The 14633-nt window shown below is 75.7% G+C and carries 15 protein-coding genes; 6 read left to right on the top strand and 9 right to left on the bottom strand.

From position 1 onward, the window contains the following. Nucleotides 1–17: 17 nt before the first annotated feature. The 3 genes from tatA (at nucleotide 18) to ACZ6ZR_RS29275 (ending at nucleotide 2277) form a co-directional block, all read left to right on the top strand. Entirely contained in the window at nucleotides 18–311 is a 294-nt protein-coding gene (gene tatA, locus ACZ6ZR_RS29285; RefSeq protein ID WP_465647358.1) for a Sec-independent protein translocase subunit TatA, read from the top strand. Nucleotides 312–469: 158 nt separating this feature from the next. After that, entirely contained in the window at nucleotides 470–1744 is a 1275-nt protein-coding gene (locus ACZ6ZR_RS29280; protein WP_465647356.1) for a hypothetical protein, read from the top strand. Beyond that, on the top strand, nucleotides 1741–2277 hold the full coding sequence (locus ACZ6ZR_RS29275) for a potassium channel family protein (RefSeq protein WP_465647354.1): 537 nt from the start codon (nucleotides 1741–1743) through the stop codon (nucleotides 2275–2277). Before ACZ6ZR_RS29280 ends, ACZ6ZR_RS29275 begins: the two co-directional genes overlap by 4 nt. Nucleotides 2278–2284: 7 nt before the next feature. On the opposite strand, the gene ACZ6ZR_RS29270 is transcribed toward ACZ6ZR_RS29275, so the two are convergent. The 5 genes from ACZ6ZR_RS29270 to ACZ6ZR_RS29250 all read right to left on the bottom strand — a co-directional run bounded on the left by ACZ6ZR_RS29270 (nucleotide 2285) and on the right by ACZ6ZR_RS29250 (nucleotide 8541). After that, on the bottom strand, nucleotides 2285–3817 hold the full coding sequence (locus ACZ6ZR_RS29270) for a protein kinase domain-containing protein (protein ID WP_465647353.1): 1533 nt from the start codon (nucleotides 3815–3817) through the stop codon (nucleotides 2285–2287). Nucleotides 3818–3901: 84 nt separating this feature from the next. Beyond that, nucleotides 3902–6097 carry a bifunctional polysaccharide deacetylase/glycosyltransferase family 2 protein gene (locus ACZ6ZR_RS29265; RefSeq protein ID WP_465647351.1) on the bottom strand — a complete coding sequence of 732 codons (2196 nt, stop codon included), beginning with the start codon at nucleotides 6095–6097 and terminating at the stop codon, nucleotides 3902–3904. Next, complete coding sequence (locus tag ACZ6ZR_RS29260) at nucleotides 6094–6639, bottom strand: hypothetical protein (RefSeq protein WP_465647349.1); 546 nt, start codon at nucleotides 6637–6639, stop codon at nucleotides 6094–6096. The genes ACZ6ZR_RS29265 and ACZ6ZR_RS29260 overlap by 4 nt, the downstream gene beginning before the upstream one ends. Nucleotides 6640–6721: 82 nt before the next feature. After that, complete coding sequence (locus ACZ6ZR_RS29255; RefSeq protein WP_465647347.1) at nucleotides 6722–7726, bottom strand: hypothetical protein; 1005 nt, start codon at nucleotides 7724–7726, stop codon at nucleotides 6722–6724. Next, entirely contained in the window at nucleotides 7723–8541 is an 819-nt protein-coding gene (locus ACZ6ZR_RS29250) for an RNA polymerase sigma factor (RefSeq protein ID WP_465647345.1), read from the bottom strand. Before ACZ6ZR_RS29250 ends, ACZ6ZR_RS29255 begins: the two co-directional genes overlap by 4 nt. 244 nt (nucleotides 8542–8785) lie before the next feature. Between ACZ6ZR_RS29250 and ACZ6ZR_RS29245 the strand changes: the two genes are divergently transcribed. Continuing rightward, nucleotides 8786–9478 (top strand): hypothetical protein, encoded by a 693-nt coding sequence (locus ACZ6ZR_RS29245; protein ID WP_465647343.1) that lies wholly within the window; start codon nucleotides 8786–8788, stop codon nucleotides 9476–9478. 102 nt (nucleotides 9479–9580) lie between these two features. Continuing rightward, nucleotides 9581–10276, top strand: a complete 696-nt coding sequence (locus ACZ6ZR_RS29240) for a class I SAM-dependent DNA methyltransferase (protein WP_465647341.1) — start codon at nucleotides 9581–9583, stop codon at nucleotides 10274–10276. Nucleotides 10277–10297: 21 nt separating this feature from the next. Here ACZ6ZR_RS29240 and ACZ6ZR_RS29235 read toward each other — a convergent pair whose 3' ends face one another. The 3 genes from ACZ6ZR_RS29235 to ACZ6ZR_RS29225 form a co-directional block, all read right to left on the bottom strand. Further along, complete coding sequence (locus tag ACZ6ZR_RS29235; RefSeq protein WP_465647339.1) at nucleotides 10298–10786, bottom strand: NUDIX domain-containing protein; 489 nt, start codon at nucleotides 10784–10786, stop codon at nucleotides 10298–10300. A 119-nt stretch (nucleotides 10787–10905) separates the two neighbouring features. After that, nucleotides 10906–11184: a hypothetical protein gene (locus ACZ6ZR_RS29230; protein ID WP_465647337.1), complete on the bottom strand. Its 279-nt coding sequence runs from the start codon at nucleotides 11182–11184 to the stop codon at nucleotides 10906–10908. Between the two features lie 131 nt (nucleotides 11185–11315). Then, complete coding sequence (locus tag ACZ6ZR_RS29225; protein ID WP_465647336.1) at nucleotides 11316–11549, bottom strand: hypothetical protein; 234 nt, start codon at nucleotides 11547–11549, stop codon at nucleotides 11316–11318. 281 nt (nucleotides 11550–11830) lie between these two features. Here ACZ6ZR_RS29225 and ACZ6ZR_RS29220 point away from each other — a divergent pair, with 281 nt between their 5' ends. Next, nucleotides 11831–12397 carry a GlcG/HbpS family heme-binding protein gene (locus ACZ6ZR_RS29220; protein WP_465647334.1) on the top strand — a complete coding sequence of 189 codons (567 nt, stop codon included), beginning with the start codon at nucleotides 11831–11833 and terminating at the stop codon, nucleotides 12395–12397. 98 nt (nucleotides 12398–12495) lie between these two features. Here the strand turns inward: ACZ6ZR_RS29220 and ACZ6ZR_RS29215 are convergent, their stop codons facing one another. After that, complete coding sequence (locus ACZ6ZR_RS29215; protein ID WP_465647332.1) at nucleotides 12496–14529, bottom strand: acyl carrier protein; 2034 nt, start codon at nucleotides 14527–14529, stop codon at nucleotides 12496–12498. Between the last annotated feature and the right edge of the window lie 104 nt (nucleotides 14530–14633).

Genomic DNA, 14633 nt, shown 5'->3' with positions numbered 1-14633 from the left:
GGGACCGGTGGTCAGGCATGCTGCGCAACGGTCTGGAGCCCTGGCACCTTCTCGTGGTGCTGGCTGTCGTCATCCTGCTTTTCGGTTCGAAGAAGCTGCCCGAGATGGCGCGCGGCCTCGGCAAGTCGATGCGCATCCTGAAGGCCGAGACCAAGGCCCTGCGCGAGGACGACCCGCAGGCCGCCGGTACCCCGGCCACTCCGGCGGACGGCACGGCGCAGAACACCGCCGCCGAGCAGCCCCGCCCGGCGGTCGAGCCGATCGTCATCACCAAGGCCACCGAGCCGAACGGCCAGCAGAACAAGGCCTGACCCGCCATCACGGCCGGTCCACACCGGGCCGCCGACCTGACCCTCCGGGGACGGGTCGGCGGCCCGGTGCTTTGGCGTACCCGGGCGAAGTCTGACTGGCCGTCGGATTCGTTCTGGTATCTCCTGGTGTGCACCGCTTCACACACCGGGAGGAACGGATGTCCGACCCGCCCGGCTCCACCGAGGTCGAGGAGCTGCGACGGCGGCTCGCCGCGCTGGAGGAACGGCGGGCGGCGCCCCGTCGGCACCGCGTCAGGTCCGCCTTCGCCGTCCTGTTGGTGCTGCTGGCCGGCGTGCTGACCCCGCTGAGCGTGGTGGCCGCCTGGACCAGGGCCGAGGTCGGTGACACCGACCGCTACGTGGCCACCATGGCGCCGCTGGCCGAGGACCCGGCGGTCCGGGCGGCCGTGACCGACCGGGTGACCGCCGAAGTGATGAAGTACCTGCCGGTCGACACCCTGCTGGAGCAGGTCGCCCCCGCCGACCGGCCGCTGCTGGACAAGGCCCTCGGCGCCCTCGGCTCCACCCTGACCAACGGCCTGACCGGCTTCGTCCACGGCCAGGTCGAGAAGGTGGTGGACAGCGACGCCTTCGCCACCGTCTGGGTGGCCGTCAACCGGAACGCGCACGCCGCCGTGGACCGGCTGCTCACCGGAGAGGGCGGCGGCGCCGTCGAGGTGCAGGGTGACGCCGTGACGCTGGACCTGGCGCCGCTGATCGACCAGGTGAAGGACCGGCTGGTCGCCCAGGGGCTCGGCGTGGCGTCGAGGATCCCCGAGGTGCACACCGAGTACGTCCTGGTGCAGTCCGACGCGATCCCGAAGGCCCGCACCGCGTTCCGGCTGCTCGACCTGGCCGGCTTCTGGCTGCCGGTGCTCACCGTACTGGTCGCGGCGGGCGGCGTGCTGCTGGCCGGGCGGCGGCGCCGGGCCCTGGTCACCGCCGCGCTGCTGGTGGCCGCCGGGGCGGCGGTGCTCGGCCTCGCCCTCACCGCCGGCCGGGCGTTCTACCTGGACCGGCTCCCGGCCGGGGTGAACCAGGACGCCGCCGCGGCCGTCTTCGACGCCCTGGTGCACTACCTGCGGACCACCGTGCGGGCGGCGGCGGCGCTCGGCGTGCTGGTCGCGCTCGGTGCCTGGCTGACCGGGGCCGGGCGGTGGGCCGGGACGGTGCGGCGGCTCTGGGCGGCGGGCTTCGGCGCCGTGCGGACCACCGCCGCCCGGGCCGGGCTGCGGCTCGGGCCGGCCGGGCGCCTCGTCCACCGGTACAAGGCCTGGCTGGGGTGGACGGGGGTGGCGGCGGCCGCGCTGGTGCTGGTGTTCTGGAGCTACCCGACCGCGATGGTGGTGTTCTGGACCGGCTTCGCCCTCCTGGGCGGGCTGGCGGTGCTGGAGCTGCTGGACGAACGGCCCGACGAGGCGGCCCCGCGGTGAGTGACGGGACGGACCCCGATCCCGGCTTCGACCGGGTGGGCTGGCTGTACGGCGCGGGCGGGGCCGCCGGGCTGCTGACGCTGTACTTCACCCTGCCGCTCGGCGTCTTCGGCCCGCACCACCCGACGTCCAGCTGGCTGACCTTCACCGGGGCGCTGACGCTGCTCGCGCTCCTCCTGCTCCGGGAGATCCGCCGGGAGTACCTCGGGCTGCCCGGGCGGCCGGCGATGGCGATCATGCTGCTCAGCGCGCTCACCCTGGTGGTCTTCGCCTCCACCTACTACGCGCTGGCGCGCGAGTTCACCGGGCTGGCGACCAGGATCGACGCGCTGTACTTCACCGTCGTCACGCTCGCCACGGTCGGCTTCGGGGACGTCACCCCGGCCGGGCAGTCGGCCCGGGTGGTGGTGATGCTCCAGATCCTCTACACCCTGGTCTTCCTGACCGCCGGGGCCACCACGGTCAGCCGCCGCCTGCACGAGCGGCTGGCCGTCCGGTCCTCCGCCCGGGAGGCCCGTCGGCACCGGGGGTGACGGCGGGTCAGCCGACCAGGGCCAGCACCGCGCCGATCTTGGCCTGCCAGAGGAGGCTGGTGTCGCCGTCGATGGCGTGCCGCTTGCCCAGGTCGCGGACCAGCTTCTGAGCCTCCCTCAGGGAGCGCGCGGCGTCGTCGAGCTGGTGGTCGTTCAGGGCCTCCGAGGCCTCGTCCAGGCGCTCCAGCAGGTCCTGCTGGCGGTCCCGGTCCCGTTGGAAGTCGCCCTGGGCCACCGCGGCGCGCAGGGCGGACAGTGCGGTGCCCGGGCCGGGCTTCGCGGTCGGCGAGGGCTTGGCGCTCGGGCTCGCCTTGGCCGAGGGCGTGGGGCTCGGGGTGGGCGTCGGAGTCGGCGAGGGGGCCGCCGGAACGGAGGCGGCCGTGCTCGGGCCGGGGGCCGCCTTCGGGGCGTTCTTGCCCGGGCCGCCCATGGTGAGCACCACGACCACCGCCGCCCCGGCCAGCGCGGCCACCCCGGCGCCCGCGTAGAGCAGCGGGTTCCGGCGCCGGGAGGGCTGCTCCTCGTACGGCTCGTACGGCTGGTGGGACTGGTGGGGCTGCGCTCCGTACGGCTGGGCCCCGTAGGGCTGGTGCGGTACGGGGGGCAGCACCGAGGTCGCCTGCTGCGCGCCGGGGTACGGGACCTGACCGGGCGTCAGCCCGACCGGGGGGATCACCTGGGTGGCGGCGAGCAGTTCGCTGGTGCGGTCGGCCGGGCCGTGGAGCGGGACGGCGGCGAGCAGTTCGGCCCGGGCGGTGGCGGCGTCGGCCGGGCGGTCGGCCGGGTTCTTGGCGAGCAGCCGGAGCACCACCGTGTCCAGCGCGGGGGTCAGCCCGGGGCGGCGGTAGGAGGGCGGGGCGGGCTGGGCGCCGACGTGCTGGTAAGCGATGGCCACCGAGTTGTCGCCGCCGAACGGGGGCGCGCCGGTGAGCATCTCGGTGAGCACGCAGCCCAGCGAGTAGAGGTCGGAGCGGCCGTCCAGGGGGCTCGCGGTGGCCTGCTCCGGGGAGAGGTAGGAGGCGGTGCCGAGCACCTGGGCGGCCTGGGTGAGCTGGGCGCCGGAGGAGCCGGCCCGGGCGATCCCGAAGTCCACCACCTTCACCCCGCCGTCCTGGGTGATCATGATGTTGCCGGGCTTGATGTCCCGGTGCACCAGCCCGGCCGCGTGCGCGACCTCCAGCGCCTCGCAGACCGCGGCCGCGATCCCGACCGCCCGCTCGATCGGGAGCCAGGTGGTGTCGGCGATCAGCCGGCCCAGGGTCTGGCCGTCGACCAGCTCCATCACGATGTACGGCGAGCCCTGGTCCACCCCGGAGTCGAAGACCGTGACGATCCTCGGGTGCACCAGGCGGGCGGCGTGCTGGGCCTCCTGGGCGAAGCGTTCGGCGAACCGGGGGTCGTCGGCCAGGCCGCCGTTGAGCAGCTTCACCGCGACCGGCCGGCCGAGCTGGTGGTCGTACCCGCGGTGCACGGTGGCCATGCCGCCGACGCCGAGGACCTCGCCCAGCTCGTAACGCCCGTTCAGTATCCGGCCGATCACCCCGACCACTCCCCTTCCGCGTCACCCGGACCAGTCGGCCCGGTGGCCGCGCACCCGTGCACCATAGCGGTTGCCCGAGTACGGTCAGCCGCCAGCGGTGGGGACCTGGAGGCTGCCGTACCGCTGCATCCGCTGCCAGCGCAGCCGGGAGCCGGCCAGTGCGGTGCAGACGGACTGGATCACCACCAGGTACATCAGCTGCCGGTAGACGAACTGCTGGAGCGGGAGCGTCCAGAGCGGGCCGAGCTTCTCGCCGTCCAGCCGGAACGCGTAGGCGCCCATGGCGAACTGGAGCGCCAGGAAGGCCGCCCAGAGGCCGATGATGCGGCCCGGGTCGAGGAAGACCAGGCCGTACAGCGCGAACACGTCCACCACCGGGGCCAGCAGCGGCAACAGCACCTGGAACAGCAGCAGGTAGCCGAGGCCGCGGCGGCCGAGCTTGCCGGCCTGGCCCCGCTGGGCCAGCGCGCCCCGGTGCTTCCACATCGCCTGGAGGGTGCCGTAGCACCAGCGGTAGCGCTGGCGCCAGAGCGCGCCGAGCGAGGCCGGGGCCTCCGTCCAGGCCCTGGCCCGCTCCTCGTAGACCACCCGCCAACCCGCCCGGCACAGGCCCATGGTGAGGTCGGTGTCCTCGGCCAGGGTGGACTCGCCGACGCCGCCGAGCCGCAGCAGCGCCGAGCGGCGGAAGGCGCCGACCGCGCCCGGCACCGTCGGCATGCACTCGGCCAGGTCGAACAGCCGGCGGTCCAGGTTGAAGCCCACCACGTACTCGATGTGCTGCCAACGGCCCAGCAGGCCACCGCGGTTGACGACCTTGGCATTGCCGGAGACAGCGCCCACCCGGCGGTCCGCGAAGGGCTGCACCAGCATCCGGACCGCCTCCGGCTCGAACACGGTGTCCCCGTCCACCATCACCAGCAGCTCACAACTCGCGGCGGCGATACCGGCGTTGAGGGCGGCGGGCTTCCCCGCGTTGGCCTGCCGGAGCACCCGGACGTACGGCAGCCGCAGCGACTCCACCAGGTCGGCGGTGCCGTCGGTGGAGCCGTCGTCCACCACGATCACCTCCACCGGGTGGTCGGAGGCCAGCAGCGAGCGGACCGCCGCCTCGATGCCCGCCCGCTCGTTGTAGGCCGGGACGATCACGCTGACCGGCTCCGTCACCGGCGGCCCCCACGGGCGGTCGCGCAGCCGCTTGTGCCGCCGGGCCGCCACCAGCACCGCGACCGCGCGCAGCATGCTGACCGCGCCGGCCGCGTACAGCAGCCAGCCCAGCACCCGGAGCACCCACTCACTGGCCGTCAGGGCGCCGAGCAGGGCCAGGCCGCGCCAGTGGTCCCCGGCCGGGGCCGGGGCCATCGGACGGGGCAGGCCGAGCGCGTCACCGACCGGGGCGAACCGGTAGCCGCGGGCCTGGAGTTCGGGGATCAGCCGGTCCAGTGCGGCCACCGTCTGGCTGCGGTCGCCGCCCGCGTCGTGCATCAGCACGATCTCACCCGCCGTGCCGCGCGGGGTGGCGTCGGCCACGATCCGGTCCACGCCCGGGCGGCGCCAGTCGCCGCTGTCCAAGGTGGTGAGCACGGTCAGGTAGCCGGCCCGCCCCACGCCGCGGACCGCGTCCCAGTCGGCGTCGGTGAGCGCGGCGGCCGAGGAGGAGTACGGGGGCCGCAGCAGCGAGCTGGTCCGGCTGACCGCGCCGGCCAGGGCCAGCTGACTCTGGCTCAGTTCCAGCGAGCGCCGCCACTCGGGGACGGCCGCCAGGTCGGTGTGGGTGAAGGTGTGCACGCCGATCTCGTGGCCCTCCGCGACGATCCGCCGCGCCAGCTCGGGGTGGGCGGCCACCTGGGAGCCGACCACGAAGAAGGTGGCGTCCACCTGGTGCCGGCGGAGCACGTCCAGGATCTTCGGGGTCCAGACCGGGTCCGGCCCGTCGTCGAAGGTGAGCGCCACCGTCCGGTCGGCCGGGCGGGCCGACCGGGGCTGCGCCGCACCGCCGTCGATCACCGGGCCGCCGTCCCGGACCGCGGCGGGCACCGAGCGGGCGTCGCCCCCGGCGGTGGCCGCTCCGTCGGGGGTGCTGCCGTACAGCTCGTGGGTCCAGCCCTGGATCAGCAGCGCGGCCGCCAGGGTGAGCACCAGGGTGGTGAGCAACAGCCAGTGGGTGCGCAGCGGTACCTGACGGACCGCTGCGCGGCGGCCCCGGCCGCGGCCGTTGCCGTTGCCGTTGCCGTTGGCGCGTCGTCGGGAGCGGTGGCCTGCGGCGGGACGGGTGGTGGTCACGGGTTCTTGCTCGGCTTCCGGCTCGGGGCGGTACTGGGGCGGCCGTGGCCCGGGGTGTTGGTGGGGTCGGGCGGGCCCGCGGTCGGGCTGGTGACCGGCGTGGACGGCTCGGGCGGGACCGTCGCGGGGACGGTGGGGGCGGCGGACGGTGCCGTGGTGGTCCGGGTGGAGCGGACCGGCACGGCCGGCTGTCCGGTGGAGCCGGGCGGCCTGACCGAACCAGGTGCGGACGGGGCCCCGGAGGTGGCGCCGGGGGTGGCCCCGAGGGTCGGGGCGGCGGGGACGGCCGGGGTGGGCGGGCGCTCGGCGTGCTGCTGCGGCAGGAACGGCGCGTCCACGGACGGCCCGCCGAGCAGACTGCTGAGCAGCAGGGCCAGGTACCCGGCCGCGGGTATGACGAGCAGTCGGCCGGCGCGGCGGACCAGCCGCTGCCTGCGGCCGGAGGCGTCCACGAAGACCGGTCCGTCGGGCCGCGCGCCGGCGGACGGGGCGGCCGGGGCGGCCTGCGGGGCGGCGTCCCTGGCCGGGGGGCTGGTGGTCACTTGCGGTTCCGATCCTGGTGAGGGGGCTGGGGTCCGGCTCCGGGAGGACCGACCCGCACACCGTCGGCACGGCGTCTTCGGGTCACCGGCGGTCCTGCTCCGGCTGTCCTCCGGTCAGCTGCTCCGCCGGCTTGGCGTCCTGCTTGGCGGTGGGCTTCTCGGTCGCCTTGTCGGTGGGTCGGTCGGTGGGCTTCTCGGTCGCCTTGTCGGTGGGCTTCTCGGCCGGCTTGTGGACGCCGGAGGAGGCGGTCGCGGACGGCGTCGGGCCGGCGGAGGGCCGGGAGCCGCCCTTGCCCTGGTCCTCGGAGGCGGACGGGGCGGACGGCCGGGCCGCACCGGGCGCGGCGCAGTACTCCGTCACCGCCTCGGCGCCGCCGGCCGCGGCCAGCAGCGGAGCGAACCGGGGGTCGGCCAGCAGCAGCCCGCGCTTCCCGCCGGCGGCCAGGGCCTCGGCCAGCTGGTGGCAGAGCTCGGCCCGCTGGTCAGCGGCGGGAGTGGCCGGCGCGGTCGCGGTGGCGGACGGTCCCACGGTGGACGGCGACGGCGCTGTACCCGCGGTGTGCGAACCGCCGAAGCCCTGCGGCTCGGGGTGCGACGGGGAGCCGCCGGCCCGCGCGGTGGAGCCGCCCGGGACGGTGGCCGAGGACGCCGCGGGGGTCGCGGGGGCGTGCACCGCCTGGTTGCCGCCACCGCCGGGCAGGCCCGGGATGTGCGGCAGGCCACCGGTGCCGGCCGCCACCGCGACGCCGCCGATGGCGGTGGCCGCGCAGGCGGTCAGCAGGGCCTTCGCGCTGAAGGCCCGTACCCGGACGGTGGTGCTCACGGTCGTTCTCCGGCCGGCGGTTGCGGTGGACGGGTCGGAGCGCACCGCCCGGAAGGCTGCCAGCGCCGCCCGCTCACCGGGCTGCTCACCACCGTCGGCTTCGGGGGCAGCCGCGGAGGCGAGCAGCCCGGCCAGCTCCGCGTGGCCCGGCGGGGCCGTGCGGTCGGCGAGGCGCTCCGGACCGGTCGCGCGGGCGCCCGGGGCACCGGCGAGCAGCTGCTCGGCGGTGTCACGGTCGATCCGTCGGGATCGGTTGGTGCTCATCTCATGTCCTTCAGCGTCACGGCCTGCTCGGGTGTCACACCCGGCGGAAAGGTTTTCCCGGATTCCGGTCCGGACTCCGGCGCGCGGCGGCCCGCCCGGCCGAGCCGTCGCAGCGGACGGCCCTTCCCGGGCGGGGGCTGCTCGGCGGCGGACTGCCCGGCCGCGGACGGCCTCCGGGGCGCCTCGGCGAGCGTGCGGCGCTGCGCGGGGAAGCCCTCGGCGGGACCGTCGGCCGGGGTGTCGCCCTCCAGGCGCTTGGCCAGCCGGCGCAGCCCGCGGTGGGCGGCCATCCGGACGGTGCCGGCCCGCTTGCCGAGCACGGCGGCGGCCCCGGGCGCGTCCAGGCCGAGCACCACCCGGAGCAGCACCGCCTCGGCCTGGTCCGGCGGCAGCTCGGCGATCATGGCCAGCGCGTCGGCGGTGGAGACCGCCGAGACGGCGCTGCCGGCGGTGTCCTCGGCGGCGGCCAGTTCGGTGAGGTACTCCTCCGGGAGGTCGGCGATCGGCCGCCTGCGGACCCGGCGCAGGTGGTCCATGGCCCGGTGCCGGGCGATGGTCGCCGCCCAGCCCCGGAAGCCGTCCGAGTCGCCGCGGAAGCCTCCCAGGTCGCGGGCTATCTGGAGCCAGGTCTCGGAGGCGATGTCCTCCGCGTCCTCCGGACCGCCGCCGACCAGCACCCGCAGGTAGCGCAGCAGGCCGGGCTGGACCGTGCGGAAGAGCAGCCGGAACGCCTCCTCGTCACCGTTCTGCGCTGCCAGGACGGCCTCGGCGAGGTCGGGCGGCGGGCCGCCGGATCGGGGGTGGGAGCTGTGCACCCGCCACATCATCCGCCATCCGGGGCCCGCGCCGGACCGGTTCGGGTGCTCCGGTCCTGCCCGGCCCCGGACGGCGGGTGCGCGGGCGGCGTGACGGCGGCGTGGTGCCCACCGGGCGCAAAGGCCCGTGGTCGCGGGACTTAGGGCCCGGCGGCCGGCGCCGTTCGCCCGCAGCTGCGGGGCGGGGTGCCGACCTAGCGTTGACGGTGCACGAACCACACTCCCCCACCTGCAAGGACCTGCGATGACGCCTGCCCGTGACCTCTTCGCCGAAGGGATGCGCTACCACCTCGCGCCGGCCCTGCGGGCGATGGGCCTGACGGACCAGCGGCAGGTGTTCGTCCTCCCGGCCCCGCTGCACTGGGCCGTCCTGGGCGTCCGGGTGGTCGACGCCGACGAGTACGCGCTGCGCTACACCGTCCACCTGGCCCTGAGCGCCAAGCCGGAGGCCGGACGGGACCGCCCGCTGCCGGTCGCGCCGCCGGACCCGTGGGCGCCGGACGGCTCGGAGCTCTGGCACGCCCGGATCGGCGAGCTGATGCCGGTGGACGACGAGATCTGCTGGGAGATCAGCCCCGGGCCGCGCTGGCTGGTCGCGGTGGAGGACTCGATCGCGGCCGTCCGCCGCTACGGGCTGCCCGAGCTGCGCCGCCGGCTGGCCGCCGCCGAGGGCGGGCCCGGGACGGGCGAGACCTACCTCTCCGCCGCCGAGCTGGACGAGGTCAACGCGGCACTGCTGACCGCCGCCGTGGCCCGCATCCAGCGCGCCGAGCTGGACGGCAAGACCCTGGTCCTGACCGGCGCCTGGAGCCGCTCCGACCCGGTGGCCCGCGAGGTGCTGGCCGGGGTGGCCGGGGGCTTCCTGGCCGCCGGGGACGAGCGCTTCGGCCAGGTCCGCTGCACCGACACGCTCGGCCGGGAGCTGTGGCTGTTCTGACGGCGGGTCAGCCGGCGGTGCGCCGGGCGGCTCGCGGCGGCACCGTCGGCCTCCGGGAAAATGGCTGGCAGCTCGGCCACCGGTTCGTGAACACTGCGAAGTATGGTGCAATTCGCGGACTTTGACACCCGTCACTACCCGACCGTGGACGTCCGGACCGGCTACGGCCAGTGGGTCACGAGCTACGAGGACACCGTCAAGGACCTGATGGACCTCGCGGTGCTGGAGGCGCTCTCCGTCCCCCGGTGGGCGGCGCTGGAGCAGGCCGCCGACCTCGGCTGCGGGACGGGGCGGACCGGGGCGTGGCTGCGGGCCCACGGGGTGGGCGCCGTCGACGGGGTGGACCTGACCCCCGAGATGCTGGCCAGGGCGCGGGCCCGGGGTGCCCACCGGGCGCTGCTGGAAGGCGACTTGGCGAGGACCGGACTGCCCGGGGGCCAGTACGGACTGGTGATCTCCTCGCTGGTGGACGAGCACCTGCCGGAGCTGGCCCCGCTCTACCGGGAGGCGTACCGGCTGGCCGCGCCGGGCGGGCTCTGCGTCCTGGTCGGCCTGCACCCGCAGTTCATCATGAGTGCCGGGATGCCCACCCACTTCACCACCGCCGAGGGCACCGACCTGGCCATCGACACCCACCTGCACCTGGTCAGCGACCACCTGACCGCCGCACTGGGCGAGGGCTGGCAGCTGGCCGAGATGCGGGAGGCCGTGGTGGACGGGCGGTGGACCGCCCTCAAGCCCAAGTGGGCCAAGCACCTCGGCGTCCCGGTCTCGGCGGCGTACGTGTTCCGCAAGTAGCCGGCTATACCAACCCGCCGGTCAGAAGCCGGAGTTGGGGCTGGTCAGGATGCGCGTGCGGCCGTCCGCACGGGCCGCCAGGGCGCCGGCCAGCCGCACCGAGCGGCTGGGGCCGAGCAGTTCGAGGGCCTCCTCGGCCGGGGCCCACTTCCAGTCGTCCAGCTCGCCCTCGGGCAGCACGACCGGGGTGTCGGCCGCGATGGTGCCCAGGTCGAAGAGGAAGTGCACGGCCGGGTGGTCGAGCTCCTCGGAGGGGTGGGTCCAGGCCACCGCCAGCAGCGCGCCGGCCTCCCGGACGATGCCGGTCTCCTCCTCCAACTCACGTGCGGCGCACCGGGCGCCGTCCTCGCCGAGGTCGATGGTGCCGCCGGGGAACTGCCAGTGCTCCCGGTAGCCGGCCTTGACGATCAGCACCCGCCCGTCCGGGTCGGTGAGCAGGCAGCCCGCCCCCGTGTAGGCCCTGGGCAGCGAGGCCAGCCACTCCTCGCGGGGCTTGAGCTCCTCCGGCATGACGCTCCTTCAGTCGTTGGGTCCGCTCGGACCCTACCGCCCCCCGGAGAGGGCGGTGCGGAGGGACGTCACGAGGGGCGGCACCCGGCGGATGCCGGGCGCCGCCCCTCGGGGCCGGTTCAGTGGGCCGAGTGCTTCTCCGCTCCCCGGTGCCGGTGGCCGGGCAGCTCGGCGTGGTGGGCCGGGCCGGAGGCCATCGCCGGGGCGGCGAAGGAGCGGCGGCCGCCGTGGCTGAAGGCGGTGTCCCCGAAGTGCGGGGCGGAGGCGCCGCCGCCCGTCCCGCCCCCGCCCGTCATCGGCGGCCGCATGCCGGGATCGGCGGTCATGGAGCGGCGCTGGAGCATCTCCTGCATGCCGGCCCGGAGCTTGGTCATCGTGCCCGTGGATCGCTTGGTCATCGTCGACCTCCGTTCGGCGGACGGTCACCGCGCCGGTGTGCGCGGCGATCGGTACGCCAGGCAGTTATGCCCGGATTCTAACCTTCTGACCCGTTATGGCGACCGGTCGGGAACCGGCGCCGCCTCCACCGTCAGCGGTACTCCTCCTCGTCCAGGTCGACCACCCGGCTCTGCTCCGCCGCGTCCGCGTCGTTCACGTCCTCGTGGCCGAGCGCCCGGCGCTCCCGCAGCTGCTCGTAGTCGTCCCCCACGTGGTCGGCGGCGTCGCGCTCGGCGTCCACCGCCTCCTGGACGGCCGGCGCCGCCTCCGCCTCGAAGTCGTCGTAGTCCTCGGGGAACTCGGGATTCTCGGGGTTCTCGCGCATGGCTCCGTCCCTGCTGGTTCGAAGGGCCGCTCGGGCCCAAGGGCCTGGGGCTTGTCTCTCGCAGTATCCGCCCCGTGCGGGTGCGGTGCGTGCCCTCGCCCGCCCGGCGGCGTGTCCGGCGGCGCGTCCGCGGCCGACCGGGTGGGTGGTGGGGGGTCAGCCGATCGGATGACCCCCGGGTCGGCCGGGGCGTCGACGGGAAGCGGGTGACTTCGGGGCGAGGATCGGTACAGAGAGCGGGAGCCGGTGGTTCCCCCCAGATCCTGAGTGGAGCAACTGGCATGCAGAAGAAGACTGTTCGGGTCCGTGTCCTGACCGGTGCCGCCGTCCTCGCGGTGGCCGGGGCCGGCACCTTCGGCGCGCTCTCCGCGACCGCCGCGCCGAAGAACGACACCGCCGGGACCACCCAGGCCGTGCAGGCCGCCGACGTGAAGAAGAACGACACCTTCACCAGCACCCACCTGACCGTCGAGGCCGCCACCAAGGCCGCCCAGGCCGCGCTGGACGCCGCGAAGAAGGAGAACCAGCGGGTCTCCGTCGCGGTGGTCGACCGCAACGGGAACACCGTGGTCACCCTGCGCGGCGACGGCGCCGGCCCGCAGTCCTACGAGTCGGCCGAGCGCAAGGCCTTCACCGCCGTCTCCTGGAACGCCCCGACCTCCGAGCTGGTCAAGCGGCTCGCCCAGGCCCCGAACCTGAAGGACATCCCGGGCACCCTCTTCCTCGGCGGCGGCGCCCCCGTCGCCGACAAGGGCGCCCCGATCGCGGGCATCGGCGTGGCCGGCGCGCCCTCCGGCGACCTGGACGAGAAGTTCGCCCAGGCCGGCGTCGCCGCGCTCGGCAAGTGACCCGGCGGGGTGCCGGGCACCTGGCACCCCTTCGGACCGGTGGTCACCGGCGGAGACCCCCGCGCGCCGGTGACCACCTCCCGCTCAGGACGCCCTGCTCAGTTCCCCGCCTCGAACTCGTCGAGGAGGGAGCCGAGCAGGGCGTCCTGGTCGTCCTCGCCGGGGCCGGCCACGATCCGGGTGACGAGCTCGCGGAGCGTCAGCTGCTCCAGGAAGAGCTCCAGCGGGACGTCGAGGCCGAGCTCCTCCCGGAAGCGGGCGAGCAGCTGGACCGCGGTGAGCGAGTCCCCGCCCGCGCCGAAGTAGGTCTGTGCCGCCAACTCCCCAGGGCCGTCGAGGCCCAGCGCGCCGACCAGCAGGGCGGCCACCTGCTCCTCTCCCGCCGCGGCGGGAGCCTCCGGGACGGGCACGACGCCGGGCCCTCCGGTGCTCCCGTCCCCGGACGGGGCCGACAGTGAGCGGGCACCGCGCGGCTCGCCCGCGAACGGCAGGGCCGGCAGGTGCACCCGGCGGGTGCCCGGCGGCAGGGCCGGCCAGTCGGCCCGGCCACCGCCGGCCCACTCCTCGCCGGACGGGTCGGTGGTGACGGCCCGCCCCTCGGCCAGGGCGGCGAGCGCCTCGGCCGCCTCCGCTCCGTCAGCGGCCACCACGTGGGCCCGGACGTCCAGGGCGGCCCGGCCGGTGCGCAGCGTCCGCGCCACCCCGGCCAGTGGGAGACCGCCCACCACGACGGCCAACCGGCCTGCCAGTTCCGCCAGTTGGGCGGGGGTACGGGCGGAGACCGGCAGTACCACGGCGCCCGTGGGCGCGGGCTGCGGCGGGGCCTCGGGGGCCTCGGCGAGCACCAGGTGGACGTTGGTGCCGCCGATGCCGGTGCCGTTCAGACCGGCCAGCCGGGGGCCCTCGGCCGGGGCGTCCCAGGCGCCGGGCGCCATGACCAGCGAGAACGGGGTTTCGAGCAGGGCGGGGTGCGGGCGGGAGACGTTGACGGTGGGGACCAGGGTGCGGTGACGGAGCATCAGCGCGACCTTGATCAGACCGGCCACGCCGGCTGCCGCGTCCAGGTGGCCCAGGTTGGACTTCACCGAGCCGATGCCGCAAACCGCGCCGGTGCCGCTGTCGTCCGCGGCCTTGCCGAACGCGGCGGTGGCGGCGGCGAGTTCGATCCGGTCACCGAGTTCGGTGGCGGTGCCGTGCATCTCCAGGTAGCCGGCGTCCGAGGGCTCCAGGCCGGCCGCCGCCCAGGCCTCGACCATGGCGGCGCTCTGCCGGTCCACGCTCGGGGCGGTGAAGCCGACCTTGGCCGATCCGTCGTTGGTGACGGCGCTGCCCCGGATCACGGCGTGCACGGGATCACCGTCGGCGAGCGCGTCCTCGAGGCGCCTGAGCAGCACCAGGCCGACGCCGTTGCCGGTGACCGTACCGGCGGAGCGCTCGTCGAAGGGGCGGCAACGGCCGTCGGGCGAGAAGACGTCGCCCTCCCGGTGGCGGTAGCCGCGCGGTTCGACGGTGTCCACCGAGACCCCGCCGGCCAGGGCCGCGTCGCACTCGCCGAGCAGTAGCGCCTGCACCGCGAGGTGGACGGCGGTCAGCGAGGTGGAGCAGGCGGTCTGCACGTTCAGGCTGGGGCCGTCCAGGCCGAGCCGGTAGGAGATCCAGGGGGCCAGGAACTCACGGTCGGTCAGGATCCGCAGCTGGAGGCCGCCGAGCTCGGCCGCGAGCTTCCGGTCGGTCTGGACGGCCAGGTGGTGCTCGGTCGCGCCGCCGCCGACGTAGACGCCGGTGCGGGCGGGCGGACGGAGCGGGTCGTAGCCGGCGTCCTCCAGGGCGTTCCAGGCCGTCTCCAGCAGCAGCCGGTGCTGCGGGTCCAGGACGGCGGCCTCGGTGCGGTTGAAGCCGAACAGCTCGGCGTCGAAGCGGTCGGCGTCCGCCAGGAAGCCCTTGGCCGGGACGTAGTCGGGGTGGGCCAGCTCCTCCTCCGGGACTCCGGCGGCGCGCAGCCGGGCCGGGTCGAAGTCGGTGATGGAGCAGATCCCGCCCAGCAGGTTGGCCCAGTACTCGGTGAGGTCGCGGGCGCCGGGGAAGCGGCCGGCCATCCCCACGATCGCCACGGTCGATGCGTCGGTGGTCATTCCTGGTGTCCCTTCGGGTGGTCTGCGTTCGTGCGGGTGCCGGTACGGGCCCGGGCGGCGGCGAGGCGGTCGCGCCGGGCCTGGCCGCGGCCGGCCGCGGCCTC

It is taken from the genome of Kitasatospora sp. NPDC088742 (genome assembly GCF_055584905.1).
This window is presented reverse-complemented; position numbering and strand designations above follow the sequence as displayed.

Coding starts and splice junctions, on each gene's coding strand:
- tatA (WP_465647358.1), top strand. CDS start 18: ATGCTGCGCAACGGTCTGGAGCCCTGGCACCTTCTCGTGGTGCTGGCT.
- ACZ6ZR_RS29280 (WP_465647356.1), top strand. CDS start 470: ATGTCCGACCCGCCCGGCTCCACCGAGGTCGAGGAGCTGCGACGGCGG.
- ACZ6ZR_RS29255 (WP_465647347.1), bottom strand. CDS start 7,726: ATGAGCACCAACCGATCCCGACGGATCGACCGTGACACCGCCGAGCAG.
- ACZ6ZR_RS29245 (WP_465647343.1), top strand. CDS start 8,786: ATGACGCCTGCCCGTGACCTCTTCGCCGAAGGGATGCGCTACCACCTC.
- ACZ6ZR_RS29240 (WP_465647341.1), top strand. CDS start 9,581: ATGGTGCAATTCGCGGACTTTGACACCCGTCACTACCCGACCGTGGAC.
- ACZ6ZR_RS29235 (WP_465647339.1), bottom strand. CDS start 10,786: ATGCCGGAGGAGCTCAAGCCCCGCGAGGAGTGGCTGGCCTCGCTGCCC.
- ACZ6ZR_RS29230 (WP_465647337.1), bottom strand. CDS start 11,184: ATGACCAAGCGATCCACGGGCACGATGACCAAGCTCCGGGCCGGCATG.
- ACZ6ZR_RS29225 (WP_465647336.1), bottom strand. CDS start 11,549: ATGCGCGAGAACCCCGAGAATCCCGAGTTCCCCGAGGACTACGACGAC.
- ACZ6ZR_RS29220 (WP_465647334.1), top strand. CDS start 11,831: ATGCAGAAGAAGACTGTTCGGGTCCGTGTCCTGACCGGTGCCGCCGTC.
- ACZ6ZR_RS29215 (WP_465647332.1), bottom strand. CDS start 14,529: ATGACCACCGACGCATCGACCGTGGCGATCGTGGGGATGGCCGGCCGC.